Raw genomic sequence first — 24,020 nt, 5'->3', positions numbered from 1 at the left:
GTGGCCGCTCCCCGCCTGACCGCGCCCCTGGCCGGGTCCCTCGACGACCCGGCCCGCGCGCGCGACCTCGCCCGCATGAAACGACTGGCGACCGGGCTCTTCGGTCTCGCCGCCGCCGTCTTCCTCGGCTGCGTCCTGCTGGGCGAGGAGGCAGGCGCCTGGGTCGGCTACGTGCGGGCCACGGCCGAGGCCTCGATGGTCGGTGCGCTGGCCGACTGGTTCGCCGTCACCGCGCTGTTCCGGCACCCGCTGCGGCTGCCGATCCCGCACACGGCGATCATCCCGCGCAAGAAGGACCAGATCGGCGAGAGCCTGGGCGCGTTCGTCCAGGAGAACTTCCTGACCCGCGCCGTCATCGAGGAGAAGCTCGCCACGATCGACGTCCCGGGCCGGCTGGGCGGTTTCCTGGCCGCACCGGGGCGGGCCGAGCGCCTGGGCGGGGACGCCTCGAAGATCCTCACCGCCGTGACCGAGCTGCTCAGGGACGAGGACGTGCAGCCCGCCGTCGCCGCGCTGGTCGACCGCAAGCTGCACGACACGCCCGCCGCTCCGGGCCTGGCCCGGGTGCTGGAGCTGGTGGTCGACGGCGACCGGCACCAGGAGGTGCTGTCGGCGGCGCTGCGGCTGATGGCCCGCTTCCTGGACGAGAACCGGCTGGTGTTCCGCGCCCAGCTGGGCGACGCCTCCCCCGCCTGGGTGCCCGACTGGGTGGACGACCGGGTGTTCGACCGCGCCTTCGCCGGCATCCACCGGTTCATCGCCGAGGTCGGCGACGACCCGCGGCACGAGCTGCGCCGCTCCTACGACGCGCGCCTGCGGGCCTACGTGCACGCGCTGCGCACCGACCCGGAGACGGCGGAGCGGGTCGAGGAGTTCAAGAAGGAGGTGCTCGAGCACCCCGCCATCCGCGACTGGTCCGGTTCGCTGTGGACCACCGCGAAGAACGCGCTGCTCGCCGCGGCGGCCGACCCCACCTCGCCGCTGCGGGGCCGGGTGACGGCGCTGATCACCGACGGCGCGAAGCTGCTGCAGACCGACCCCACGGTGCGCGAGCTGGTGCAGCGGCACAGCCGCCGCGCGGTGGGCTACGCCGTCGAGCGGTTCTCCGGGGACCTCGCGGACCTGGTGAGCAGCACCGTCGCCCGCTGGGACACCGAGGAGACCAGCCGGCGCATCGAGCTCCAGGTGGGCCGGGACCTGCAGTGGATCCGGGTCAACGGCACCGTCGTCGGCGGCCTCGCCGGCCTGGTGATCTACACGGTGGCGCAGATCCTGTCGTGAGGAGCGGGGGCCCGGAGGGCCCCCCGACGAACGACATGGCGCGCCCTGCGAGGGCCGCCGCCGAGTGGGCCCGAAGGGTCCGCGAGAAGGTGGCGGAACGGCTCAGATCACGCGGGGACGGCTCATGGCCGCGGTGCGCTGCGCAGCATCGCAACCTGGTACAGCGCGATGCCCGCGGCGACGCTGACGTTGAGCGACTCGGTGTCGCGCCCGATCGGGATGCGCACGACGACGTCGCACTTCTCCCGGACCAGTCGCGACAGACCCGTGCCCTCGGCGCCCACGACGAGCGCCACCGGGTCGGCGAAGCCGTCGTACTCGTGCAGGTCGACGTCGCCGTCGCCGGCCAGGCCCACGGTCTGCAGGCCGGCGTCCTGGTAGGCGGTGAGCGCGCGCGGCAGGTTGACCGCGCGGGCCACCCGCAGCCGCGCCGCGGCACCGGCGCTGGTGCGCCAGGCCGAGGCGGTCATGCCGACCGCGCGGCGCTGCGGGACCACGACGCCGTGGGCGTCGAACGCGGCGGCCGAGCGCACGACGGCGCCCAGGTTGCGCGGGTCGGTGACCCCGTCCATCGCGACGATCAGCGGGGCCCGGCCAGAGTCCTGGGCGATGGCCAGCAGGTCGTCGGGGTGCGCGTAGTCGTAGGGCGGGACCTGCAGGCCGATGCCCTGGTGCAGCGCACCCTGGGACATGCGGTCGAACTCGCCCTTGCCCACCTCGAGCAGCGGCAGGCCGCGGTCCGCGGCCAGGCCGAGCGCCTCGGTGATGCGCTCGTCGGCGCCGGGCCGGGTCGTGTCACCGGTGACGACGTAGAGCGCCGTCGCGGGGATGCGGGCGCGCAGCGCCTCGACCACCGGGTTGCGGCCGAGCAGCAGCTCCGGCTGCTCCTCCGAGCGCTGCCGGGCCCGCGCGCGGTCGGCGCGCTGCCGGGCCTCGGCGGCGGCCCGGCGCTGCGCCGGGTGCCCCGTGCGCGCCTCGGCGGGCGGGGTCGCCCCGCGCCCGGCGAGCGAGCGCCGGTTCTTGCCGCCCGTCCCTGCGGTGGCGGTCTTCTTGCCTGCACCGTCGCTACGGCCTCGGCGCTGGCTGTTGCCGGCCATCAGCGGCTCAGCTCCCATCGGGTTCCTTGCGGGGTGTCCTCGACCGAGAGGCCGAGGGCGGCGAGCTGGTCGCGGATCGCGTCCGCCGCCGCGAAGTCCTTGCGCGCACGGGCGGCCTGGCGCTGCTCGAGCGCCAGCGCCACCAGCCCGTCGGTGGCCCGGGCCAGCCGCTCGTCGGAGCCGCCGGCCGTGGCCCACTGCGGGTCCAGGGGGTCCAGACCCAGCACGCCGAGCATGGCCCGTACCGCGCCGAGCGCGGCCGAGACCGCGGCGTCGTCGCCGTCGGCGAGCGCCGTGTTGCCCTGCCGCACCGCCTCGTGGACGACGGCGATCGCCGCCGGCGTGCCCAGGTCGTCGTCCAGCGCCGCGCGGAAGTCCCCGGGCAGCTCCTGCTCGCCGTCGGACCCGACCCGCTCGACGGCGCGCTTGACGAAGGACTCGATCCGGCGGAAGGCCTGTCCGGCCTCCTCCAGCGCCGCGTCGGTGAACTCGATCGTCGACCGGTAGTGCGGGGCGACCAGGTAGTAGCGGAGCTCGATCGGGCGTACCTGCTGCACGACCTCGTCGACCAGCGCGGTGTTGCCCATCGACTTGCTCATCTTCTCGCCGCCGAGGGTGACCCAGCCGTTGTGCATCCAGTACTGCGCGAAGTCCTCGCCCGCGGCGCGCGACTGGGCCTGCTCGTTCTCGTGGTGCGGGAAGCGCAGGTCCAGGCCGCCGCCGTGGATGTCGAAGGCGTCGCCGAGGTAGCGCCCGGCCATCGCCGAGCACTCCAGGTGCCAGCCGGGACGGCCGCGGCCCCACGGCGTCGGCCAGGAGGCGGTGTCCGGCTCGCCGGGCTTGGAGCCCTTCCACAGCGCGAAGTCGCGGGGGTCGCGCTTGCGCTCGTCGGTGTCGGTGTCGGCCGCCGGCTCCAGGTTCTCCAGCCGCTGGCCGGTGAGGGCGCCGTACTCGGGGAAGGAGCGCACGTCGAAGTAGACGTCGCCGTCGACGGCGTAGGCGTGGCCGCGCTCGATCAGCCGCTCCATGAGCGTGATCATCTCCGGCACGTGCCCGGTGGCTCGCGGTTCGTAGGTGGGCGGCAGGACGCCGAGGACGTCGTAGGCGCGGGTGCAGGCGCGCTCGTTCTCGTACGCCCAGGCCCACCACGGGACACCGTGCTCGGCGGCCTTGGTGAGGATCTTGTCGTCGATGTCGGTGACGTTGCGGACGTAGGTGACGTCGAGCCCGCCCGCGGCCAGCCAGCGGCGCAGCACGTCGAAGGAGACCGCCGCCCGGATGTGCCCGACGTGCGGCCGGCCCTGCACCGTCAGACCGCAGACGTAGACGGACGCCTGACCGGCACGCAGGGGCGTGAAGTCGCGGACCGCGCGGGCGGCCGTGTCGTACAGGCGGAGGCTCACTGGGGGGAGTCTACGGAGCCCCGGGCCCCTCTCGTACCGCCTCCGCGGCGGTCTCCCCCGTCCGGACCACCAGCGCGGTGGCCACGGCGGCCCGACCCTCTCCCCGGCCGGTGAGCCCGAGGCCGTCGGTCGTGGTGGCGGTCACGCTGACGGGCGCCCCGAGCGCCGCCGACAGCGCCGCCTCGGCCTCGCCCCGGCGGGGGCCCAGCTTGGGGGTCGAGGCGACCAGCTGCACGGAGGCGTTGCCCACCCGCCAGCCGGCGGCGTCGAGCACCTCGCGCACGTGCACCAGGACGTCGGCACCGCGGGCGCCGGCCCAGCGCGGGTCGTCGGTGCCCAGCAGCCCGCCGATGTCGCCGAGGCCCGCGGCGGAGAGGACCGCGTCGGTGATCGCGTGGGCGACGATGTCGCCGTCGGAGTGCCCGGCGCAGCCGTCGACGCCCGGCCACTCCAGCCCGGCCAGCCAGCACGGGCGGCCGGCCTCGATCGGGTGCACGTCGGTGCCGACGCCGACCCGCGGCAGCTCGGGGGTGGTCACCGGGTCACCGTGCCATCGACGGTCACCGCGAGCCCGGCCAGGGTGAGGTCGTGCGGCACGGTGACCTTGGCCGAGCGCTCGTCCCCGGCGACGGTGTCCACCCGCACGCCCGAGGCGCGCACCACGGCGGCGTCGTCGGTCAGCTCGGCACCCTCCGGCAGCGCCGCGTAGGCCCGCTCGAGCACGTCCCGGGCGAAGCCCTGCGGGGTCTGCACCCGGCGGAGCGGGGCACGCGGGACCGCGTCGACGACGGCGCCGTCGTCGTCGACGAGCACGGTCGTGTCGACGACCGGGAGCACGGGCACGACCGCCGGGGCGCCGGCGGCGATCGCGGCGAGCACCCGGGCGACGACGTCGGGCGGGGTGAGCGGGCGCGCCGCGTCGTGCACGAGGACGACGTCGGCGGCGGGGTGGGCGGGGTCGGACAGCGCGGCGAGGCCGGCGCGGACCGAGGCGGTGCGCGTCGCCCCGCCGTCCACGATCCGGACCGCGGCGGGCAGGACGGCGGCGAAGGCCTCGCGCTCGGCGGCGGGGACGGTCACCACGACCTCGGCGACACCTCCGTCGAGCAGCCCGTCGACGGCCCAGCACACGAGCGGCCGACCGGCGAGCGGGACGAGCGCCTTCGGGCGGTCGGCCCCCAGACGCGAACCACTCCCGGCCGCTGCGACGATCGCGACAGCGTGCACGGGAGTGGTCCGGTTGGTTCTGGAGGAGTGCTGAGTGCTCAGCTGGCGAGGACCTCGTCGAGCAGGATCTCGGCCTTGTCCTCGTTGGTGCCCTCGGCGAGCGCGAGCTCGCTGACCAGGATCTGGCGGGCCTTGGAGAGCATCCGCTTCTCGCCGGCCGAGAGGCCCCGGTCCTTGTCGCGGCGCCAGAGGTCGCGGACGACCTCGGCGACCTTGTTCACGTCACCGGAGGCCAGCTTCTCGAGGTTGGCCTTGTAGCGGCGCGACCAGTTGGTCGGCTCCTCGGTGTGCGGTGCGCGCAGCACCTCGAAGACCTTGTCCAGGCCTTCCTGGCCGACGACGTCGCGGACGCCGACGATCTCTGCGTTGTCAGCCGGAACCCGGACGGTGAGGTCGCCCTGGGCGACCTTCAGCACGAGGTAGGCCTTCTGCTCGCCCTTGACGGTGCGCTGCTCGATCGCCTCGATCAGAGCGGCACCGTGATGCGGATAGACGACGGTCTCGCCGACAGTGAAGCCCATGTGAATGTGACCCCTTTCGCTCCCTCTAGGTTAGCACGGGAGACTGACCAACGGATCGGGCCCGGGCAGTAAATCTGCAGGTCAGAGCCTTGATGCATTGGCCTCAGGGGGTTGACAGAGCGTGATTGATGTGCCTCCGGAGGCAGCGCGGCCGCCGTCGCTGGTGCGCTCGCTGGCCCTCGCGACGCACCCGGGACCGGCCGTCGCGGTGACCACCGTCGCCACCCTCCTCGCCGTGGCGTCGGGCACCCCGGCCGGCCGCACCGCACTGGTCCTCGCGGCCGTCCTCGCAGGTCAGGCGTCCATCGGCTGGAGCAACGACTGGCTCGACGCCGACCGCGACCGCGCCGTCGCCCGCGCCGACAAGCCGGTGGTCCAGGGCGCCGTGAGCCCGGCGCTGCTGCGCCGTGCGGCGCTCGTCTCCGCCGCTCTGGCGGTCCTCCTCTCGCTGCTGCTCGGCGCGGTGCCCGGGCTGCTCCTCCTGCTCCTCGTCGCCAGCGGGTGGGCCTACAACGCCGGGCTCAAGCGCACGATTTGGTCCTTCGCGGGCTACGTGGTCGGTTTCGGCGCCCTCCCGGCCGGCGTGGTGGCCGCCGCCCCCGGCGCCGCGACGGCTCCCTGGTGGCTGGTCGCGGCCGGAGCGGCGCTCGGTGGCGCAGCCCACCTCGCCAACGTCGCCCCCGACCTGGAGGACGACCTCGCGACCGGCGTCCGGGGCCTCCCCCACCGGCTCGGCGCCTCGATCTCGGCGGCGTCCGGCGCGGTCCTGCTGGCCGCCGCCTCGCTGGTCCTGGTCCTCGGCCCGGACGGCCCGCCGACGGCCGCCGGGTACGCGGCGCTGGTCCTGGCCGTGCCGGCCGCGGTCGTGGCCGGCCTCGCGGGCCGGCCCGCCTTCCGCCGGCTGGCCTTCCCCGCGGTCATGCTGCTGACCGTCCTGGACGTCGTGCTGCTGCTCGCCGGGGGCTCGGGGCTGGCCTGACCGGGCCGGGCGCGCGACCTGCCGCCGCTCCCTGCGGGCGGGCCGAGCGGGCGACCGATACGCTCGGGTCGTCTCCGCGCCACCGATCCCCGGTGGCCGGCACGGTCCTGCTGGAGGTCGACAGCTGTGAACCGCGCTCTGCGCGCCGCCACCATGGGCGTTCTGCTCCTCTCCCCGATCGCGCTCTCCGCGTGCAGCGCCGGGCGGGTCACGCAGACCGCCACGCAGGAGCGCGACAAGGTCGGGGCCATGGCCGCCGTCGGCGACATCACGCTCCGGATGGCGAACCTCGAGTACCCCGAGGGCGGTCGCTACGAGGCCGGTGACGACGCCACCCTGATGCTGGCCATCGCCAACAGCGGCGCCGAGGCCGACACCCTGACCGGCATCACGGGCGAGGGCTTCGGCGAGGCGGAGATCAGCACCGGCGCCGCCAGCCCCTCCACCAGCAGCGCACCGACGACGGCGCCCTCGACCGGGAGCACGGCGTCGGCATCGGACGAGCTCGAGATCCCGGCCCGTTCCTCGGTCTTCGTCGGCGGTGACGGCGCGGCCACCATCACGCTGACCGACCTCGACGAGCCCCTGACCACGGGCCAGTACGTCGAGCTGGTGCTCACCTTCGAGAACGCCGGCGAGGTCACCATGCTGGTGCCCGTCGGCAACCCGGACCGCGAGCTCGAGCGGGGCGAGGCCTTCGACTTCCACGAGGAGCACGGCGAGGCCACCAGCGAAGAGGGCGCAGAGGACGAGCACCACGAGGGCGGGGAGTGATCTCCCGCTGAGCCGCTCCACCTGAGCACCGCCGCGAGGGCGGCCCCGCCACGGGGCCGCCCTCGCGCGTTCCCGCCGGATTTGTCGGTGGCCCCGGTTAGCGTCGGTGGCGTGCCGCCCGCAGGAGTGAAGTCCGCCCGCCCCGCCCACCGCTGCACCGAGTGCGGCTACGCCTCGGCCAAGTGGGTCGGGCGCTGCCCGGAGTGCCAGGCCTGGGGCACCCTGCAGGAGACCGGCGCCCCCACGACGGGCCTGCGCGCCGTGTCGGCCGGGCAGGTCACCTCCCCGGCGCTGCCGATCGCCCAGGTCGAGCTCGCGGGCGCCCGCGCCGTCCCCACCGGCATCGCGGAGTTCGACCGCGTCCTCGGCGGTGGGCTCGTGCCGGGCGCGGTGCTGCTGGTCGCCGGCGAGCCCGGCGTGGGCAAGTCCACCCTGCTGCTCGAGGTGGCCCAGCGGGTGGCGGCGAGCAACGGCCCGGCGCTCGTCGTCTCCGGCGAGGAGTCGGCCGGCCAGGTGCGGCTGCGGGCCGAGCGGATCGGTGCGCTGCACGACCAGCTGTACCTCGCGGCCGAGACCGAGCTGTCGGCCGTGCTCGCGCACGTCGAGGCGGTCAAGCCCTCCCTCCTGGTCCTCGACAGCGTCCAGACCGTGCGCTCCCCCGCCGCCGAGGGCACCGACGGCGGGTCCACCCAGGTGCGGGCGGTGGCGTCGGCGCTCACCGGCGTGGCCAAGAGCCGCGGCATGACCACCATCCTCGTCGGGCACGTGACGAAGGACGGCGCCATCGCCGGCCCGCGCACCCTCGAGCACCTCGTCGACGTCGTCATCTCCTTCGACGGCGAGCGCCACTCGACCCTGCGGATGGTGCGGGCCACCAAGAACCGCTTCGGACCCGCCGACGAGATCGGCTGCTTCGAGATCGGTGACCGCGGCGTGGTCGGGGTACCGGACCCGTCCGCCCTCTTCGTCTCCCGCCGCGCCGACCCCGTCCCGGGCAGCTGCGTCACGGTCACCCTCGAAGGCAGCCGCCCGCTGCTGGCCGAGGTGCAGGCGCTGGTGGCGAGCTCCGGCGGCGGCGGTTCGCCGCGCCGGGCGGTCAGCGGCCTGGACGGCCAGCGGGTCGCCATGGTCAACGCCGTGGTGGAGCGCCGCGGCCGGGTGAAGCTCGCCGACGCCGACGTCTTCGCCGCCTCCGTGGGCGGGGTGCGGATCGCCGAACCGGCCGCCGACCTCGCCCTCGCCCTCGCGATCGCCTCGGCGGCCAAGGACACCCCGCTCCCGGCCGGCATGGTCGCGCTCGGCGAGGTGGGCCTGTCCGGGGAGATCCGCCGGGTCGGCGGAACCGGCCGCCGGCTGGCCGAGGCCGCCCGCCAGGGCTACCGCACCGCGCTGGTCCCGCCCGACGCCGGCTCCGCTCCGGCCGGGATGCGGCTCATCGAGGTCCCCGACCTCGGCGCCGCTTTCCACCGCCTGTTCTGAGCCCGTAGGGTCTCGCAACGCCTCGTCGCACCCCGAGGCGATCCTCGCGTCGGTCCGGGCACGTAGACTCGGCCGCCGCACCACTCGACCGTCAGGAGCGCTCGTGCCCGCCGCCGTGGACCCCGAGATCGCCCTGCGCGAACTCCTGGGGCGCATCGCCCCCGGCACGGCGCTGCGCGACGGCCTGGAGCGGATCCTCGCCGGTCGGACCGGCGCGCTGATCGTGCTCGGCTACGACCGCGTGGTCGAGTCCATCTGCACCGGCGGCTTCGCCCTGGACGTGGCGCTCTCGGCCACCCGGCTGCGCGAGCTGGCCAAGATGGACGGCGCGGTGATCGTCTCCTACGACGGCACCCGCATCGTCCGGGCCGGTGTCCACCTGATGCCCGACCCGACGGTCCCCACCGAGGAGTCCGGCACCCGGCACCGCACCGCCGAGCGGGTGGCGATCCAGTCCGGCTTCCCGGTCATCTCGGTCAGCCAGTCGATGCACATCATCAGCGTCTACGTGGCCGGCCGCCGGTACACCCTCGAGCACCCGACGACGATCCTGGCGCGGGCGAACCAGGCGCTCGCGGCGCTCGAGCGCTACAAGCTCCGCCTGGACGAGGTGGCCAGCACGCTCTCCGCCCTGGAGATCGAGGACCTGGTCACCGTCCGCGACGCCATGAGCGTCAGCCAGCGCCTCGAGATGGTCCGCCGCATCGCCGACGAGATCGAGGGCTTCGTGGTGGAGCTCGGCACCGACGGCCGGCTGCTCGCGCTGCAGCTGGACGAGATGCTGGCCGGCGTCGAGGAGGACCGCGGCCTGCTGGTCCAGGACTACATGCCCTCCGGCGGCCGCCGTCCGCGCACCATCGACCAGGTCCTCACCGATCTGCGGGCGCTGAGCGCCACCGAGCTGCTCGACCTGTCCGCCGTCGCCCGCTGCTACGGGCTGCCGACGTCGCCGGACGCCCTGGACTCCCCCGTGAGCCCGCGTGGCTACCGCCTGCTGGCCCGGGTGCCCCGGCTGCCCGCCGGCATCATCGACCGCCTCGTCGAGCACTTCGGCGGGCTGCAGAAGCTGCTGGCCGCGACCATCGAGGACCTGCTGGCCGTCGAGGGCGTCGGCGAGGCCCGTGCCCGCGGCATCCGCGAGGGCCTGTCCCGCCTCGCCGAGACCTCGATCCTCGACCGCTACAGCTAGCCCTGCTGCAGGGTGAGCGGGGCGTCCGCCGACACCTTCGTGTCCAGCCGGCCGCGCAGCAGGTAGTTCCCCGGGGCGGGCGCGGCCCGGGGTGCGGTGCAGGTGGGCTCGCTGGTCAGGCCACCCCAGACGACGTCGATCACCACGACCTCGCCCGGCGCGAGCGTGCGCGGCTCGTCGCTGCTCTCGGGGAAGCAGTCGTTGCTCCCCCACACCCGGGTGCCCCCGGCGCCGACCAGCACCAGTTCCTGCAGCTCCTTGTCCAGGGCCCGGACGCACGGGACGCTGCCTGCGTTGCCGACGGCCAGCTGGAAGGTCGGCTTGCTGCCCACGGCCACCTGACCGGGGGTGCGCACCTCGAGCACCAGGACGTCGTCACCGCACGGCCCACCGGCCTGGGGAGCCTGCGGAGCGGCCGCGGCGGGAGTGCTGGGGGCCGCTGCGGGCGAGCTGGGCGCCTCCGGGGTGCGCACGGCGGCCACGGACGGGACCACGCGGTCCAGGGCGGGCAGCTCCGTGGGGCCGGCGGGTGTCGCCGTCGCCTCGCCGCCGCCGGCCTGCCGGTCGAGCAGCCACACGGTGCCCCACGTCAGCCCGCCGACGACCGCGAGCAGGAGCACCAGCACGACCAGCCGCCGTCGCCAGTAGACGGCTGCGGGCAGCGGGCCCACCGGGTGCAACACGCCCGGAACGGTAATCGGCGGCGTCGCCGTCGTCCCCCTCGGCACGCCGCACCGGACCGACGGCAGACTGGGTGGCCGTGACGCCCGCGCCCCCTGCCGAACCCGCCGGTGAGGCGATCGTCGACTGGTACGCGACCGCCGCCCGCGACCTGCCGTGGCGCACGCCCGGGGTGGACGCCTGGGCCGTGCTGGTCAGCGAGGTGATGCTGCAGCAGACGCCGGTCGCCCGGGTCGAGCCGGTCTGGCGCGAGTGGATGGCCCGCTGGCCCCGCCCGGCCGATCTCGCGGCCACGCCGCCGGGCGAGGTGATCCGCGCCTGGGGCAAGCTCGGCTACCCGCGACGGGCGCTGCGGCTGCGGGAGGCGGCCGTGGCCGTGACCGAACGGCACGACGGCGTCGTCCCGGCCGACGTGGCCGCCCTGGAGGCCCTGCCGGGGATCGGGACCTACACCGCCCGCGCGGTGGCCTGCTTCGGCTACGGGCAACGCCAGCCGGTCGTCGACACCAACGTGCGGCGGGTCGTGGCGCGGCTGGTGCACGGGCGCGCGGAGGCCGGGAACGCCCGCGCCTCCGACCTCTCCGACATCGCTGCGCTCGCCCCGGAGGACGACGAGCGGGCGGTGCGGTTCTCCGTGGCCGTGATGGAGCTCGGCGCCCTGGTCTGCGTCGCCCGGACGCCCCGGTGCGGCGCCTGCCCGGTGCGGGACCGCTGCGCGTGGCGGCAGGCCGGCTCCCCCGCGCACGACGGCCCGCCGCGCCGGGTGCAGAAGTTCGCCGGCACCGACCGCCAGGTGCGCGGCCGGCTGCTCGACGTGCTCCGCGCTGCGCACGAGCCGGTGGACGCCGCCGCGCTGGACGCGGCGTGGGACGACGCCGTCCAGCGCTCCCGCTGCCTGGACTCGCTGCTCACCGACGGCCTGGTCGAGCAGACGGCCGACGGGCGCTTCCGGCTGCCGTCCTGAGACGACGGAGGCCGCCCCACCCGAACCGGGTGGAGCGGCCTCCGCAGGGCCTGGGAGCCCTTACTTCTTGGTGAACGAGGGACCCTCGCCCTCCTCGCCGTCGGCGCCCGAGAGCGCCACCGGCGGGGTGTCGGGCAGGTCGAGGGGCTTGGCCTCGCCGCGGAAGGTGAACTTCTGCGCGGGACCCTCGGCGTCGTCGACGTCCACGACAACGATCTGACCGCCGGTCAGCTCGCCGTAGAGGATCTTCTCGCTCAACGCGTCCTCGATCTCGCGCTGGATGGTCCGGCGCAGAGGCCGGGCACCCAGGACGGGGTCGAAGCCGCGGGCCGCCAGCAGCTTCTTCGCCGCCGGGGTCACCTCGATCGCCATGTCCTTGTTCTTCAGCTGCGTCTCGAGGCGACCCAGCATGAGATCCACGATGTGGATGATCTCGTTCTCGGTCAGCTGGTGGAACACGACGATGTCGTCGATGCGGTTGAGGAACTCCGGCCGGAAGTGCTGCTTCAGCTCCTCGTTGACCTTGAGCTTCATCCGCTCGTAGTTGCTCGTGTTGTCGTTTCCGGCCTGGAACCCGAGCCCCACGGCCTTCGAGATGTCCCGCGTACCGAGGTTGGTCGTGAGGATCAGGATCGTGTTCTTGAAGTCCACGATCCGGCCCTGACCGTCGGTGAGCCGGCCGTCCTCCAGCACCTGCAGGAGCGTGTTGAACACGTCCGCGTGCGCCTTCTCGATCTCGTCGAAGAGGACCACCGAGAACGGCTTGCGCCGCACCTTCTCGGTGAGCTGGCCACCCTCGTCGTAACCGACGTAGCCGGGAGGGGCACCGACCAGGCGCGACACGGTGAACTTGTCGTGGAACTCGCCCATGTCGATCTGGATCAGCGCGTCGTCCTCACCGAAGAGGAACTGCGCGAGCGCCTTGGCCAGCTCGGTCTTACCGACACCCGAGGGGCCGGCGAAGATGAACGAGCCACCGGGACGGCGCGGGTCCTTGAGGCCCGCCCGCGTGCGCCGGATCGCCTGGCTGACGCTCTTGATGGCCTCTTCCTGGCCGATGATCCGCTTGTGGAGCTCGTCCTCCATGCGGAGCAGCCGGGAGGTCTCCTCCTCGGTGAGCTTGAAGACGGGGATGCCGGTCCAGTTGGCGAGGACCTCGGCGATCTGCTCCTCGTCCACCTCGGCGACGACGTCCATGTCGCCGGCCTTCCACTGCTTCTCGCGCTCGGCCTTCTCGCCCAGCAGCTGCTTCTCGGTGTCGCGCAGCGCAGCGGCCTTCTCGAAGTCCTGGGCGTCGATCGCCGACTCCTTCTCGCGGCGGACGCCGGCGATCTTGTCGTCGAACTCGCGCAGGTCCGGCGGCGCGGTCATCCGCTTGATCCGCATCCGGGCGCCGGCCTCGTCGATCAGGTCGATCGCCTTGTCCGGCAGGAAGCGGTCGGAGATGTACCGGTCGGCCAGCGTCGCGGCGGCGACGAGGGCGCCGTCGGTGATGCTGATCCGGTGGTGCGCCTCGTAGCGGTCGCGCAGGCCCTTCAGGATCTCCACGGTGTGGGCGAGGGTCGGCTCGCTGACCTGGATGGGCTGGAAGCGGCGCTCGAGCGCGGCGTCCTTCTCCAGGTGCTTGCGGTACTCGTCCAGCGTGGTGGCGCCGATGGTCTGCAGCTCGCCGCGGGCGAGCATCGGCTTGAGGATGCTGGCCGCGTCGATCGCGCCCTCGGCGGCACCCGCCCCGACGAGGGTGTGGATCTCGTCGATGAACAGGATGATGTCGCCGCGGGTGCGGATCTCCTTGAGGACCTTCTTCAGCCGCTCCTCGAAGTCACCGCGGTAGCGGGAACCGGCGACGAGGGCGCCCAGGTCGAGGGTGTAGAGCTGCTTGTCCTTCAGCGTCTCGGGCACCTCACCCTTGACGATGGCCTGCGCCAGCCCCTCGACGGCGGCGGTCTTGCCGACGCCGGGCTCGCCGATGAGGACCGGGTTGTTCTTGGTGCGGCGCGAGAGCACCTGCATGACCCGCTCGATCTCCTTGGCCCGCCCGATGACCGGGTCGAGCTTCTGGTCACGCGCGGCCTGGGTCAGGTTGCGGCCGAACTGGTCGAGGACCAGCGAGGTCGAGGGGGTGCCCTCGGCCGGGCCGCCGGCAGCGGCCGGCTCCTTGCCCTGGTAGCCGCTCAGCAGCTGGATGACCTGCTGGCGGACGCGGTTGAGGTCGGCGCCCAGCTTCACGAGGACCTGGGCGGCGACGCCCTCGCCCTCGCGGATCAGGCCGAGCAGGATGTGCTCGGTGCCGATGTAGTTGTGGCCGAGCTGCAGCGCCTCGCGCAGCGACAGCTCGAGGACCTTCTTCGCCCGCGGGGTGAAGGGGATGTGACCGGACGGCGCCTGCTGGCCCTGCCCGATGATCTCCTCGACCTGCTGGCGGACGCCCTCGAGCGAGATGCCGAGGGACTCCAGTGCCTTGGCAGCGACGCCCTCACCCTCGTGGATCAGGCCCAGGAGGATGTGCTCGGTGCCGATGTAGTTGTGGTTGAGCATCCGGGCCTCTTCTTGGGCCAGGACGACGACTCGACGGGCTCGGTCGGTGAACCGTTCGAACATCTGCTGCTTCTCCTCTGACCGGCTGGTCCGGCACTGCTCTCCCCGGAGATGGGGAGAGGCACCCGACGTCCGTCGGCGCGCGGGGGCACCGGTCTTTCCACTGTAGTCGCGGACCACGCCGTCCCGTCGCTGCGCGGCGGGTCCGGTGGGTGGCTGCTCGTTCCAACTCGCGCCTGCCGAGCGGTGTTCCACCCCCGTTACGCCGTCAGCGGACGCGGCGCGCCGCCCCGGGAACGCCGGAGGCCCGGCTCCCATCAGGGAACCGGGCCACCGGAACGTGCTGGAACGGCCCCCTCGCAGGGTCCCGGCGCGAGCGGAGCGAGTGCCGGGGGGCGAGCAGAAGGACCTCGTCCCTCTCAGCCCTCGCAAGCTCGGGCCGAGCCTCCGGACGAGGCCGTCAGTGCGCGGCCTCGTAGGCCTCGACGACGCCGGCCGGGATGCGGCCGCGGTCGCTCACCGCGTGGCCGTTCTTGCGGGCCCAGTCGCGGATGGCGCCGGCCTGCTCGCGGTCCATGCGACCGCCGGTCGCACGCGAGCGCCCGCCGCCGGAGGCGCGGTTGCCGCTGCCGCGGCCGACCTTGCGCGCCGCCGAGACGTAACGGGCGAAGGCGTCACGCATCTCCGTGGCGTTCTTCTCCGCCAGGTCGATCTCGTACGAGGTCCCGTCCAGCGAGAAGCTGACGGTCTCGTCGGCCGGGAGATTCTCGTCGAGGTCGTCGCTCAGGATGACCTGGACCTTGCGCGCCATTCGTTCCTCGCTTTTCGCAGCGACCCGGAGGCCGATCGAACAATCGCACCCGACGGGTGTGAATCGATTAAAGCACGAGTCAGTTGCATTCGAGACATTGCATCCCGGGTGTTCTGCTCTTTTGTGATGAGCGATCAGGAACTAATTGGTCTCACCAGCGGGAACAGGATGGTCTCGCGGATTCCCAGTCCGGTCAGCGTCATCATCAACCGGTCCATGCCCATACCGACGCCACCGGTGGGCGGCATCCCGTACTCCAGCGCCTCGAGGAAGTCCTCGTCCAGCGCCATCGCCTCGGGGTCGCCGGCCGCCGCGAGCAGCGCCTGCTGGGTGAAGCGCTCCCGCTGGACCACCGGGTCGACGAGCTCGGAGTAGCCGGTCCCCCGCTCGATCCCGCCGATGTACAGGTCCCACTTCTCCGCCACACCGGGCTCGGAGCGGTGCGCCCGCGTCAGCGGGGACGTGTCCACGGGGTAATCCATGACGAACGTGGGCTCCTGCAGGGACGGCTGCACGAGGGCCTCGAAGATCTCCTCGACCACCTTGCCGTGGATCCAGGCCGGGTCGACGCCGATGTCGTGCCGCTCGGCGAACGCGCGCAGCTGCTCGATCGGCGTCTGCGGCGTCACGGTCTCCCCCACCGCCTCGCTGACCAGGTCGAAGAGCTTCACCTGACGCCATTCGCCGGAAAGGTCCACCTCGGTGCCGTCGTGGTGCCGCGCGACGTGGTCGCCGAACAGCGCCGCGCAGCTCTCCTGGACCAGTTCCCGGGTGATGACGGCGACGTCGGAGTAATCGGCGTAGGCCACGTAGAACTCCAGCATCGCGAACTCCGGTGAGTGCGTGCTGTCGGCACCCTCGTTGCGGAAGTTGCGGTTGATCTCGAACACCCGGTCCAGGCCACCGACGATGCAGCGCTTGAGGAACAACTCCGGGGCGATGCGCAGGTAGAGGTCGAGATCGAACGCATTCATGTGCGTGCGGAACGGTCGCGCGGCGGCGCCGCCGTGCACCGTCTGCAGCATCGGCGTCTCGACCTCGATGAAGTCCCGCCGGCCCAGACCGGCCCGCAGCGTCGACATGACCGCGGCCCGCTGGCGCACGGTCCTCCGCGCCTCGTCGCGGACGATCAGGTCGACGTAGCGCCGCCGGACCCGCAGCTCCTCGCTCATCGGCTTGTGCGCCACCGGCAGCGGGCGCAGCGACTTGGCGGCGAGCTGCCAGGAGTCGGCGAAGACCGAGAGCTCGCCGCGGCGCGACGTCCCGACCTCGCCCTCCACGAACACGTGGTCACCGAGGTCGACGTCGGCCTTCCACGCCGCCAGGGCGTCCTCGCCGACGCGGTCGCGCGACAGCATCACCTGCAGCTCGGCGTCGCCCTCGCGCAGCGTCGCGAAGGCCAGCTTGCCGGTGTTGCGGGAGAAGATGACCCGGCCGGTGACGCCGACCCGCCGGCCGGTCATCGTGTCCGGCTCGAGGTCGGGGTGCTCGGCGCGGACCTCGGCCAGCGTCGTCGTCCGCGGCACCGAGACCGGGTACGGGTCGGTGCCGGACCCGCGCAGCCGGTCGAGCTTCGCGCGGCGGACGCGCATCTGCTCGGGCAGCTCCTCGCTGAGGTCGTCGCCGTCGACGGGGCCGTTCGGTCCTTCGCTCACGGGGGGAAAGCGTACGGGCGGGTCAGCGCGGGGCTTGCGCCCGATGCCGCTGGAAGGCCAGCCGCAGCCCGTGCACGGTCAGGTCGGGCTCCTGCTCGCCGATCGACGCGCAGCTGTCGACGACCACCGGGGCCAGCCCGCCGGTGGCCACGACGACCGGCGCGGATCCGAACTGGGCGACCAGCTCGGCGGCGATCCGGGCGACCAGGCCGTCGACGAGACCGGCGAAGCCGAGCACCAGACCGGACTGCAGCGCGGCGACGGTGTTCTTGCCGATCGCGTGCGGCGGGCAGGTCAGCTCGACCGAGCGCAGCTGGGCGGCCCGGCTGGCCAGCGCGTCGAGGCTGACCTCCACGCCGGGGGCCAGCGCACCGCCGAGGAACTGCCCGTCGGGCCCGACGGCGTCGACGTTGGTGGAGGTCCCAAAGTCGACGACGACCACCGGACGGGCGCGACCGTCGGGGCCGCGGCCGTGCAGCTCGTGCGCGGCCAGCGCGGTGACGACGCGGTCGGCGCCGACCTCGCGCGGGTTGTCCACGTGCAGCGGCACCCCGGTGCGCACGCCCGGCCCGATGAGCACCACCGGGACGTCGAGGGAGTCCAGCAGCAGACGCAGCGACGGCAGCAGCGCGGGCACCGTCGAGCAGGCCGCGACGCCGGTGACCTCGGTGTCGCGCAGCAGGCCGCGCCAGACCATGCGGAGCTCGTCGGCCGTGGCGCGGGCCGCGGTGGTGACCCGCCAGGACCCGACCCGCCGCTCGCCGTCGAAGGTGGCGAGGACGGTCTGGCTGTTGCCGACGTCGACGGTCAGCAGCACGGCTCACCCCGCCGTCTCCGGGCCAAAATGGCCATTTTGGCCCGGGTGGTCACCGGATCGGGACGCCGAGGTCGCTGCGCTGCTGGTCGGGAGCGCCGGGCACCGGGGCCGACGGGTCCCCGCCGAGCTCCACGACGCGGTTGTCGCCGTCGACGTGCACGACCTTCGGGATGTAGCTCTTGGCCTCGGTCTCGTCCATCAGGCCGTAGCTGATGAGGATGACCATGTCGCCGGGGTGCACCAGGTGCGCGGCGGCGCCGTTGATCCCGATGACGCCGCTGCCGCGCTCGCCGGGGATCACGTAGGTCTCCAGGCGCGCGCCGTTGGTGATGTCGACGATGGCGACCTGCTCGCCGGGGATCAGGTCGGCGGCGTCGAGCAGGTCCTCGTCGACGGTCACCGAGCCGACGTAGTGCAGGTCGGCCTGGGTCACCGTGGCGCGGTGGATCTTGGACTTGAGCATCGTGCGCATCATCGGTCTGCTCCCAGCTGGATCGCGATGTTGTCGAGGAGTCGGGTGCTGCCGGCGCGCACGGCGACGAGCAGGCGGGCGGGACCGGCGGTGGGCGCCGGCCCCAGGTCGGTATCGGTGAGTTCCAGGTAGTCCTGGACCAGGTCGGGGTGCTCGGCGAGCACCGCACCCGCCGCCGCGAGGACGGCGCCGGGCCCGTGCGGGCCGGCGGCGGCCCCGGCCCGCAGCGCGGCGGAGACCGCGGCGGCGGTGGCCCGCTGCTCCGGCGAGAGGTAGCGGTTGCGGCTGGACAGCGCCATGCCGTCGTCCTCGCGGACCGTCGGCACGCCGACGACCTCGACGCCCAGCGCCAGCTCGCGGGCCATGCCCTGGATCAGGGTCAGCTGCTGGTAGTCCTTCTCGCCGAAGAGGGCGAGGTCGGGCCGGGCCAGGCCGAACAGCTTGGCGACGACGGTGAGCACGCCGGCGAAGTGGCCGGGCCGCACCGCGCCTTCGAGCACCGCGCCCAGCGGCCCGGGGTCGACCGTGACGCCCAGCGCGCCGTCGGGGTAGACCTCCTCCACCGGCGGGTGGAAGACGACGTCGGCACCCTCCTCGGCGAGCGCGGCGAGATCGGCGTCCCAGGTGCGGGGGTAGCGGTCGAAGTCCTCGCCCGGGCCGAACTGCGTGGGGTTGACGAAGACCGACACGACGACGCTGCCGGCGCGCTCGCGGGCGGCCCGGACCAGCGTCCGGTGCCCCTCGTGCAGCGCCCCCATCGTGGGGACCAGCGCGACCGGCCCGGGCAGCGCGGCGACCAGCCGGCGCAGCTCGGCGACGGACTCGGCGACCGCGGGACGGGTCATCGTGCTCACCGCGAGTCCGCCGGGGAGGTCCGCGAGCCGTCGAGCAGGTCGAGCAGCGGAGCACCCTCGTGCCGCTTGAGCCTGCCGGAGGCGAGCGCCCGCTCCGTGGTGCGCCGGGCCATCGCGACGTAGGCCGCGACCGCTCCGGGCGCCCGCTCGGCCAGGGTGTCCAGGTGGGCGCCGACGGTGCCGACGTCGCCGCGGCTGACCGGGCCGGTGAGCCCGCGGTCGCCCCGGCGCAGCCCGTTGTCGAGGGCGGCGGTGAGCAACGGCGCCAGGACCCGCGCGGGGTCGCCGACGCCGGCGGTGCGGAGCAGGTCCGCGGCCTCGGCCACGAGCGTGACCAGGTGGTTCGCGCCGGTGACGAGTGCCGCGTGGTACAGCCCGCGGTCGGCCTCGTCGACGAAGAACGGCTCGCCGCCCATCTCCAGCACCAGGGTCTCGGCGACCGGCCGGTGCTCCGGGCGGCTGGTGACGCCGAAGGGGACGCCCTCGAGCCGGTCGGCGTCCTCGGGGGCGCCGGAGAAGGTCATGGCTGGGTGCAGGGCCAGCGTGAGCACCCCGGCCTCGGCGGCGGGGGCGAGCACGGCCAGGCCGTGCGCCCCGGAGGTGTGGAAGGTCAGCTGGCCGGCGCGCCAGGCACCGGTCTCGGCGAGGCCGGCGACCAGACCGGGCAGCGTGTCGTCCGGAACGGCCAGCACGACCAGGTCCGACGCCGCGACGACGGCGTCGGCGGGCACGAGGGGGACGCCGGGCAGGAGCCGGGCGGCGCGCTCCGCGGAGGCGGCGGAGAGGCCGGAGGCAGCGACGACGTCGTGGCCGGCGGCGGTGAGAGCGGCACCGAGGACGGCGCCGACGCGGCCGGCGCCGATGATCCCCACGCGCAGCCGCGCGGGTGCGTCGGAGGCCGGTGCGAGACCGGGGGCTCGGGTCCTGCGGGCAGCAGGCATCGGTGCACCTCTCGTTCCAGTCCCGTTCGGGTACCGGACGTCGGTCGCGGCCACGGGTGGCCGCGGGGTGGTCGTGCGGGTCGAGCTCCGGAACGGCGCCCACTGCAACCGGTGTGTCACGCGGGCGGCGTGCCGATGGCGAGTGTGGAACCGCTCCGCGGCGTCCGCAACGCCTGGGCCCTGTGCCTTAGCTCACCCGGGTGCACCCGCCGCGCGGGGCCCGCCCTACCGTGACCACCGGACACCGACTGAGGAGGCACCGTGCGCACGTTCGAGGGACGCACCGCCCTGGTCACCGGCGGCAGCCGGGGCATCGGGCTCGGTATCGCGAGGAGCCTGGTCGACCGCGGGGCCCGGGTGGTCCTGACCGCCCGGAAGCCCGACGCGCTGGCCGAGGCGGTCGCCGAGCTCGGCGGCCCGGAGGTCGCGGTCGCCGTCCCCGGCAACGCCGGCGACCCGGAGCACCGCGCCGAGGCCGTGCGCACCGCGGTGGAGACCTTCGGCAGCCTCGACGTCCTCGTGGGCAACGTCGGCATCAACCCGGCGTACGGGCCGCTCATGGACCTGGAGCTCGACGCCTTCCGCAAGATCCTGGACACCAACGTGGTCTCCGCGCTCGGCCTGGTGCAGGAGGCCTGGCGGGCGTGGATGGCCGAGCACGGCGGCTCGGTGCTGTTCGTGGCCTCGGTGGCCGGGCTGCGCTCCTCGCAGGAGATCGGCGCCTACGGCGTGAGCAAGGCGGCGCTGATCAACCTGACCACCCAGCTGGCCGTGGAGCTGGCCCCGAAGGTCCGCGTGAACGCGGTCGCCCCGGCGGTGGTCAAGACCCGCTTCGCCGGCGCGCTGTTCGAGGGCCGCGAGGCCGAGGTGGCGCAGGCGTACCCGATGGCACGGCTGGGGACGCCGGAGGACATCGGCGAGGCCGCGGCCTACCTGCTGGGCGAGGGTGCCGGCTGGGTCACCGGCCAGACCCTGGTCATCGACGGCGGAGGGCTCTCGCGCGGCCCCAGGTGACTACTCGCGGCCGAGCACCCGGGCGAGCACGTCGTCGGACTCGCCGTCCTCGCGGTAGCGGCGACGGCGACGTCCGCCCGACGACGGGGTGACGCCGTTCTCGGCCAGGATCCGCGCCAGGTCCTCGGAGGTGTCGGGCCCGGCCGACGTGGGCGTCCAGGACGGCGTGGCGGCCGGGCGCTCGGTGGTGGGCGCGGCCTCCGGGGCGGGCGTCCAGGACGGCGGCTCGTCGGTGCGCCGCCGTCGGAGCACGTCGTCCGCGGGCGGAGCCGGCGGCGGGTCCAGCAGCGAGCGGGAGGACAGCCAGTCCACCGGGGTCTGCGGCCGCTCCGGGACGTGCGGCATCACCGGTGACGGCGTGACGACGGGCGAGGCCACCGTGTGCGGCGCCCGGTCCTCGACCGGGCGCGGCGACCAGGCACCCAGGTACGGGTCGGACTCGTGGGCGGCCGCCCGGGCGTGCCGGTCGAACGCCGGGGGGACGTCCCGCACCGGCTCGGCCGGGCGGGCCGGCTCTGCGGAGTAGCGCACGTCGGACAGGTAGCTCGGCAGCGGCTCGTAGGCCGGGGGCTGCTGGCGGGCGGGGGCCGGCGGCGGCGAGGGCACGACGGTCGGAGGTGCCGGCACCGGCGGAGGCGGCGCCGGGGCGGCCGTCGGCTGGACGGCGGGGAACGACGTGGTGGGCGGCACCGGCTCGTACGACGACGCCCACGACTGCCCGCCGAGCACCTGCTCGAACTGCTGGGTGCGCGGCGGCTCGTCCAGCCGGATCGCCGGCCATCCCCCGGTGAGCTCGCGCGGCGGGGTGTCGTCGCTCCAGCCGGCCGCGCCGTCCAGGGTGCGCGACGGGCCGTCGATCCGCGGCGCCTCACCCGGGAGCCTGCTGGCCTGGGTGCGCATGACGATCCGCTCGACCAGCATCTCGCTGGACAGCTGCTCGGCGAGCTCGGCGCGCAGCCGTCCCATGTCCTCGCGCAGCGCCCCGATCTGCCCGAGGTCCCCGCGCAGCGAGGCCAGCCCGGCGACGTCGTCCCGGAGCGCCGCCACCCGCGCGATCTCCTCGCGCAGCCCCGACAGCGAGGCGAGCTCGCCGCGCAGCGCGGAGACGCGGGCCACCTCGTCGCGCAGCCCGGACAGCGAGGCGATCTCCCCGCGCAGCGCGTCGAGCTCCTCGCGCATCGAGTCCTCGGCCTCGCGGCGCAGCTCGTTCTCCAGCTCCAGCTCGTACTCACGGCGGGCGGCGACCTCGCGGTCGAGCTCCAGCTCGTAGGCCCGGCGCAGGTCCGCCTCGCGTGCCGCGGCGCGGACGCGGTCGGCGCCGCGGCGGCCGGCGGCGAAGGTGGCGAGGACGAACGCCCAGGCCACGGCCACGAAGGCGAGCCGCAGCAGCTGCGGGTTGCTGGTCAGGAAGACGACCAGCGTGGCCACGCCGGCGAGCACGAAGCCACCGGCCTGCATCAGCACGCGGCTGTCAGGGAGGACGGGTCCGCGGGCGACGTCGTCGTCCTCGCGGCGGGGCATGGGGTCCAGCGTAGCGACGAGCGGCGCTCACGGGGAGCATCCGCGCCCGTGCCCACAGTCGCCGTCGCGGTCCGGGTGCGACAGTGGGCCGGTGAACCTCTCGCTGCTGGACTGGCGGCGCCGCGTCGCCGCGCTGCACGCCGACGTCCGGAGCTGCGCCGATCCCGAGCAGGGGTGGCAGCGGTGGCGGGCGGGCCGCGACGAGCTGTTCGCCGCCCATCCGGCGTCACCGCTGGACGAGCAGGCGCGCGCCGGGTTCACCGGGTTGCCGATGGCGCCCTACGACCCGGCGCTGCGCTTCGACGCGCTGCTCGAGGCCGCGGAGCCGCTGCGCCTGGAGGTGCCCACCGCCGCCGACGGCGTCGTGCCCCTCGAACGGATCGGGGCCGTGGAGCTGCCCGGCGTGGGCCGGCTGGACGTGTGGTGGGTGGCCCTCTACGGCGGGGGCGTCTTCCTGCCGCTGCGCGACGGCACCGCCGGCGGGACGACCTACGGCGGCGGGCGCTACCTGCTCGACACCGTCAAGGGTGCCGACCTCGGCGGGGACGACGGCAGGCTCGTCGTCGACCTCAACTTCGCCTACCACCCGTCGTGCGCCTACGACCCGCGGTGGTCCTGCCCCCTGGCCCCGGAGGGCAACCGGGTGGGGACGCCGGTCGCCGCCGGGGAGCAGCTGCCCCCCGGCGGCTGGTACTGACCGGGCTCAGTCGGCCTGCTGGACCGATCCGTCGGTGGTGAAGACCAGACCGAGGGAGACCTCGCCCTGCTGGATGGCCGCCTTGGTCAGCGGGCCACCGGCGTCGAACTCCTGGAAGCCCGCGAAGCTCAGACCGTAGGTCTCCTCGAGGCCCAGCTGGCAGAACGGCCGCGTCGGGCACTCACCCGGACCGCCGAGCACGAGCGATCCGTCGCCGCACGCGTCGGCCAGCTCCGACAGGGTGCTGACGCCGAGCTCGTCGGCGAACTCCTGGGTGACGGCGAAGGCGTTCTGGTTGGCCGCCTCGGAGGGCTCGCCGAAGACCAGCCCGGCCTCCTCGGCGAGCGGCGTCAGGGCCGCCACCGTCTCGTCGACGTCGCTGGACGCCACCTGGTTGGCGTCGTCACCCTCGAGGAACTCGGTGACCGTCGCGAGGTAGTCCGGGTGCACCTGGATCTCACCGCGCTGCACGGCGGGGAGGTAGAGCTCGCGGTTGCCGGTGGGCTGCACGGTCGCGGTGAACCCGGCCGCCTCCAGCACGTCGGCGTAGATGTTGGCCAGGATCGTCGGCTCGGAGAAGTTGCCGCCGCCGATCACGATCGTGCCGCTGCCCTTCTCCAGGGCCGCGGTGTCGATGTTCTCCTCGACCCAGGCCGCGGCGGCGTCCTCGGGGCTCTGCCGCTCGACGTCGACGGCGACGTTGAGAGCGCCCAGCTCCTCGAGGGAGAGCGCCTGCGACACCGCGTCCAGCGCCGGCACGAGAGCCGGGTTGGCCTCGGCGGCGGCGGCGTTGACCGCCGGGATGAGGTTGTCGGCGTTCTGCAGGCCTTCGTCGTCGGCGAGGACGACGAGCTGGTCGCCGGGGACCGGCGCGCAGGCGTCGCCGGAGGCCTGGGTGGTGTCGGCACCCCCGCCGGTGCCGGAGGACCCCGACTCACCGCAGGCGGTGGTGACCAGGGCGGCCAGGGCGAGAGGAACGATGTACCGGGTGCGCGCGCGCATGACCCCGCCTTCTGTGTCCCGTGGCCGCATCCCGGCCACGCGTGTCTGGCGGGTGGACCCCGCGACGACCATGCAACTCCGCGGATCGGTGGTGCGCAATCGG

Annotated in this window: 23 protein-coding genes; 8 read left to right on the top strand and 15 right to left on the bottom strand. The window is 74.3% G+C overall.

Translation table 11 applies throughout. The features are described from left to right. Entirely contained in the window at nt 1–1,281 is a 1,281-nt protein-coding gene (locus DQ244_RS01860) for a DUF445 domain-containing protein (RefSeq protein ID WP_113809776.1), read from the top strand. A 122-nt stretch (nt 1,282–1,403) separates the two neighbouring features. Here the strand turns inward: DQ244_RS01860 and rlmB are convergent, their stop codons facing one another. From rlmB to DQ244_RS01835, 5 genes are read right to left on the bottom strand one after another with little or no spacing between them, the layout of a single operon-like run. Continuing rightward, nucleotides 1,404–2,396: a 23S rRNA (guanosine(2251)-2'-O)-methyltransferase RlmB gene (gene rlmB, locus DQ244_RS01855; RefSeq protein WP_233491108.1), complete on the bottom strand. Its 993-nt coding sequence runs from the start codon at nt 2,394–2,396 to the stop codon at nt 1,404–1,406. Beyond that, nucleotides 2,378–3,781 carry a cysteine--tRNA ligase gene (gene cysS / locus DQ244_RS01850; protein WP_113809774.1) on the bottom strand — a complete coding sequence of 468 codons (1,404 nt, stop codon included), beginning with the start codon at nt 3,779–3,781 and terminating at the stop codon, nt 2,378–2,380. Before cysS ends, rlmB begins: the two co-directional genes overlap by 19 nt. A 10-nt stretch (nt 3,782–3,791) precedes the next feature. Further along, complete coding sequence (gene ispF / locus DQ244_RS01845; protein WP_199580102.1) at nt 3,792–4,319, bottom strand: 2-C-methyl-D-erythritol 2,4-cyclodiphosphate synthase; 528 nt, start codon at nt 4,317–4,319, stop codon at nt 3,792–3,794. Next, complete coding sequence (gene ispD, locus DQ244_RS01840; protein ID WP_113809773.1) at nt 4,316–5,008, bottom strand: 2-C-methyl-D-erythritol 4-phosphate cytidylyltransferase; 693 nt, start codon at nt 5,006–5,008, stop codon at nt 4,316–4,318. Before ispD ends, ispF begins: the two co-directional genes overlap by 4 nt. Nucleotides 5,009–5,046: 38 nt before the next feature. After that, nucleotides 5,047–5,529 carry a CarD family transcriptional regulator gene (locus DQ244_RS01835; RefSeq protein ID WP_113809772.1) on the bottom strand — a complete coding sequence of 161 codons (483 nt, stop codon included), beginning with the start codon at nt 5,527–5,529 and terminating at the stop codon, nt 5,047–5,049. A 130-nt stretch (nt 5,530–5,659) separates the two neighbouring features. Between DQ244_RS01835 and DQ244_RS01830 the strand changes: the two genes are divergently transcribed. The 4 genes from DQ244_RS01830 to disA all read left to right on the top strand — a co-directional run bounded on the left by DQ244_RS01830 (nt 5,660) and on the right by disA (nt 9,950). After that, the gene (locus tag DQ244_RS01830) at nt 5,660–6,508 is read left to right on the top strand and encodes a UbiA family prenyltransferase (protein ID WP_113809771.1); all 849 of its coding nucleotides are present in this window, start codon (nt 5,660–5,662) and stop codon (nt 6,506–6,508) included. Between the two features lie 126 nt (nt 6,509–6,634). Further along, on the top strand, nt 6,635–7,282 hold the full coding sequence (locus tag DQ244_RS01825; RefSeq protein ID WP_113809770.1) for a copper chaperone PCu(A)C: 648 nt from the start codon (nt 6,635–6,637) through the stop codon (nt 7,280–7,282). Between the two features lie 111 nt (nt 7,283–7,393). Further along, entirely contained in the window at nt 7,394–8,761 is a 1,368-nt protein-coding gene (gene radA / locus DQ244_RS01820) for a DNA repair protein RadA (protein WP_113809769.1), read from the top strand. 103 nt (nt 8,762–8,864) lie between these two features. Next, entirely contained in the window at nt 8,865–9,950 is a 1,086-nt protein-coding gene (disA, locus tag DQ244_RS01815) for a DNA integrity scanning diadenylate cyclase DisA (RefSeq protein ID WP_113809768.1), read from the top strand. Here disA and DQ244_RS01810 read toward each other — a convergent pair. Then, complete coding sequence (locus DQ244_RS01810) at nt 9,947–10,633, bottom strand: MucR family transcriptional regulator (RefSeq protein WP_113809767.1); 687 nt, start codon at nt 10,631–10,633, stop codon at nt 9,947–9,949. The genes disA and DQ244_RS01810 overlap by 4 nt on opposite strands. Before the next feature lie 77 nt (nt 10,634–10,710). Between DQ244_RS01810 and DQ244_RS01805 the strand changes: the two genes are divergently transcribed. Then, a complete protein-coding gene (locus DQ244_RS01805; RefSeq protein ID WP_233491107.1) occupies nt 10,711–11,595 on the top strand; it encodes an A/G-specific adenine glycosylase in 885 nt (294 codons plus the stop codon). Between the two features lie 60 nt (nt 11,596–11,655). Here DQ244_RS01805 and DQ244_RS01800 read toward each other — a convergent pair whose 3' ends face one another. The 7 genes from DQ244_RS01800 to DQ244_RS01770 form a co-directional block, all read right to left on the bottom strand. Further along, nucleotides 11,656–14,196, bottom strand: coding sequence for an ATP-dependent Clp protease ATP-binding subunit (locus DQ244_RS01800; RefSeq protein WP_113809765.1), 2,541 nt, complete (start codon nt 14,194–14,196; stop codon nt 11,656–11,658). A 397-nt stretch (nt 14,197–14,593) separates the two neighbouring features. Then, nucleotides 14,594–14,944, bottom strand: a complete 351-nt coding sequence (locus DQ244_RS01795; protein WP_113809764.1) for an Lsr2 family protein — start codon at nt 14,942–14,944, stop codon at nt 14,594–14,596. A 134-nt stretch (nt 14,945–15,078) separates the two neighbouring features. Continuing rightward, a complete protein-coding gene (gene lysS / locus DQ244_RS01790; protein ID WP_113810579.1) occupies nt 15,079–16,536 on the bottom strand; it encodes a lysine--tRNA ligase in 1,458 nt (485 codons plus the stop codon). Between the two features lie 85 nt (nt 16,537–16,621). Further along, nucleotides 16,622–17,416, bottom strand: coding sequence for a type III pantothenate kinase (locus tag DQ244_RS01785; RefSeq protein ID WP_113809763.1), 795 nt, complete (start codon nt 17,414–17,416; stop codon nt 16,622–16,624). A 49-nt stretch (nt 17,417–17,465) separates the two neighbouring features. Further along, nucleotides 17,466–17,891: an aspartate 1-decarboxylase gene (gene panD, locus DQ244_RS01780; protein WP_113809762.1), complete on the bottom strand. Its 426-nt coding sequence runs from the start codon at nt 17,889–17,891 to the stop codon at nt 17,466–17,468. Beyond that, nucleotides 17,888–18,733 (bottom strand): pantoate--beta-alanine ligase, encoded by an 846-nt coding sequence (gene panC / locus DQ244_RS01775; RefSeq protein WP_113810578.1) that lies wholly within the window; start codon nt 18,731–18,733, stop codon nt 17,888–17,890. The genes panD and panC overlap by 4 nt, the downstream gene beginning before the upstream one ends. A gap of 5 nt (nt 18,734–18,738) precedes the next feature. Then, the gene (locus DQ244_RS01770) at nt 18,739–19,683 is read right to left on the bottom strand and encodes a Rossmann-like and DUF2520 domain-containing protein (RefSeq protein WP_113809761.1); all 945 of its coding nucleotides are present in this window, start codon (nt 19,681–19,683) and stop codon (nt 18,739–18,741) included. A 261-nt stretch (nt 19,684–19,944) separates the two neighbouring features. Here DQ244_RS01770 and DQ244_RS01765 point away from each other — a divergent pair, with 261 nt between their 5' ends. Beyond that, nucleotides 19,945–20,697 (top strand): SDR family oxidoreductase, encoded by a 753-nt coding sequence (locus DQ244_RS01765; RefSeq protein ID WP_113809760.1) that lies wholly within the window; start codon nt 19,945–19,947, stop codon nt 20,695–20,697. Here DQ244_RS01765 and DQ244_RS01760 read toward each other — a convergent pair whose 3' ends face one another. Beyond that, on the bottom strand, nt 20,698–22,218 hold the full coding sequence (locus DQ244_RS01760) for a DUF6779 domain-containing protein (protein WP_113809759.1): 1,521 nt from the start codon (nt 22,216–22,218) through the stop codon (nt 20,698–20,700). It lies immediately after the preceding gene. A 91-nt stretch (nt 22,219–22,309) separates the two neighbouring features. On the opposite strand from DQ244_RS01760, the gene DQ244_RS01755 reads away from it, so the two are divergent. Next, on the top strand, nt 22,310–22,915 hold the full coding sequence (locus tag DQ244_RS01755) for a DUF1684 domain-containing protein (RefSeq protein WP_199580101.1): 606 nt from the start codon (nt 22,310–22,312) through the stop codon (nt 22,913–22,915). Between the two features lie 6 nt (nt 22,916–22,921). On the opposite strand, the gene DQ244_RS01750 is transcribed toward DQ244_RS01755, so the two are convergent. After that, a complete protein-coding gene (locus tag DQ244_RS01750) occupies nt 22,922–23,917 on the bottom strand; it encodes a glycine betaine ABC transporter substrate-binding protein (RefSeq protein ID WP_113809757.1) in 996 nt (331 codons plus the stop codon). Nucleotides 23,918–24,020 lie beyond the last annotated feature (103 nt).

It is taken from the genome of Blastococcus sp. TBT05-19 (assembly GCF_003319095.1).
Classification (GTDB): domain Bacteria; phylum Actinomycetota; class Actinomycetes; order Mycobacteriales; family Geodermatophilaceae; genus Blastococcus.
The sequence above is the reverse complement of the archived record's forward strand: the minus strand, read 5'-3'. Positions and strand labels throughout refer to the sequence as shown.

Excerpts from the sequence above, each read along its gene's own strand:
- panD (WP_113809762.1), bottom strand. The coding sequence starts at position 17,891 with ATGATGCGCACGATGCTCAAGTCCAAGATCCACCGCGCCACGGTGACC.
- DQ244_RS01800 (WP_113809765.1), bottom strand. The coding sequence starts at position 14,196 with ATGTTCGAACGGTTCACCGACCGAGCCCGTCGAGTCGTCGTCCTGGCC.
- lysS (WP_113810579.1), bottom strand. The coding sequence starts at position 16,536 with ATGCGCGTCCGCCGCGCGAAGCTCGACCGGCTGCGCGGGTCCGGCACC.
- DQ244_RS01795 (WP_113809764.1), bottom strand. The coding sequence starts at position 14,944 with ATGGCGCGCAAGGTCCAGGTCATCCTGAGCGACGACCTCGACGAGAAT.
- DQ244_RS01760 (WP_113809759.1), bottom strand. The coding sequence starts at position 22,218 with ATGCCCCGCCGCGAGGACGACGACGTCGCCCGCGGACCCGTCCTCCCT.
- DQ244_RS01750 (WP_113809757.1), bottom strand. The coding sequence starts at position 23,917 with ATGCGCGCGCGCACCCGGTACATCGTTCCTCTCGCCCTGGCCGCCCTG.
- DQ244_RS01770 (WP_113809761.1), bottom strand. The coding sequence starts at position 19,683 with ATGCCTGCTGCCCGCAGGACCCGAGCCCCCGGTCTCGCACCGGCCTCC.
- panC (WP_113810578.1), bottom strand. The coding sequence starts at position 18,733 with ATGACCCGTCCCGCGGTCGCCGAGTCCGTCGCCGAGCTGCGCCGGCTG.
- DQ244_RS01835 (WP_113809772.1), bottom strand. The coding sequence starts at position 5,529 with ATGGGCTTCACTGTCGGCGAGACCGTCGTCTATCCGCATCACGGTGCC.
- rlmB (WP_233491108.1), bottom strand. The coding sequence starts at position 2,396 with ATGGGAGCTGAGCCGCTGATGGCCGGCAACAGCCAGCGCCGAGGCCGT.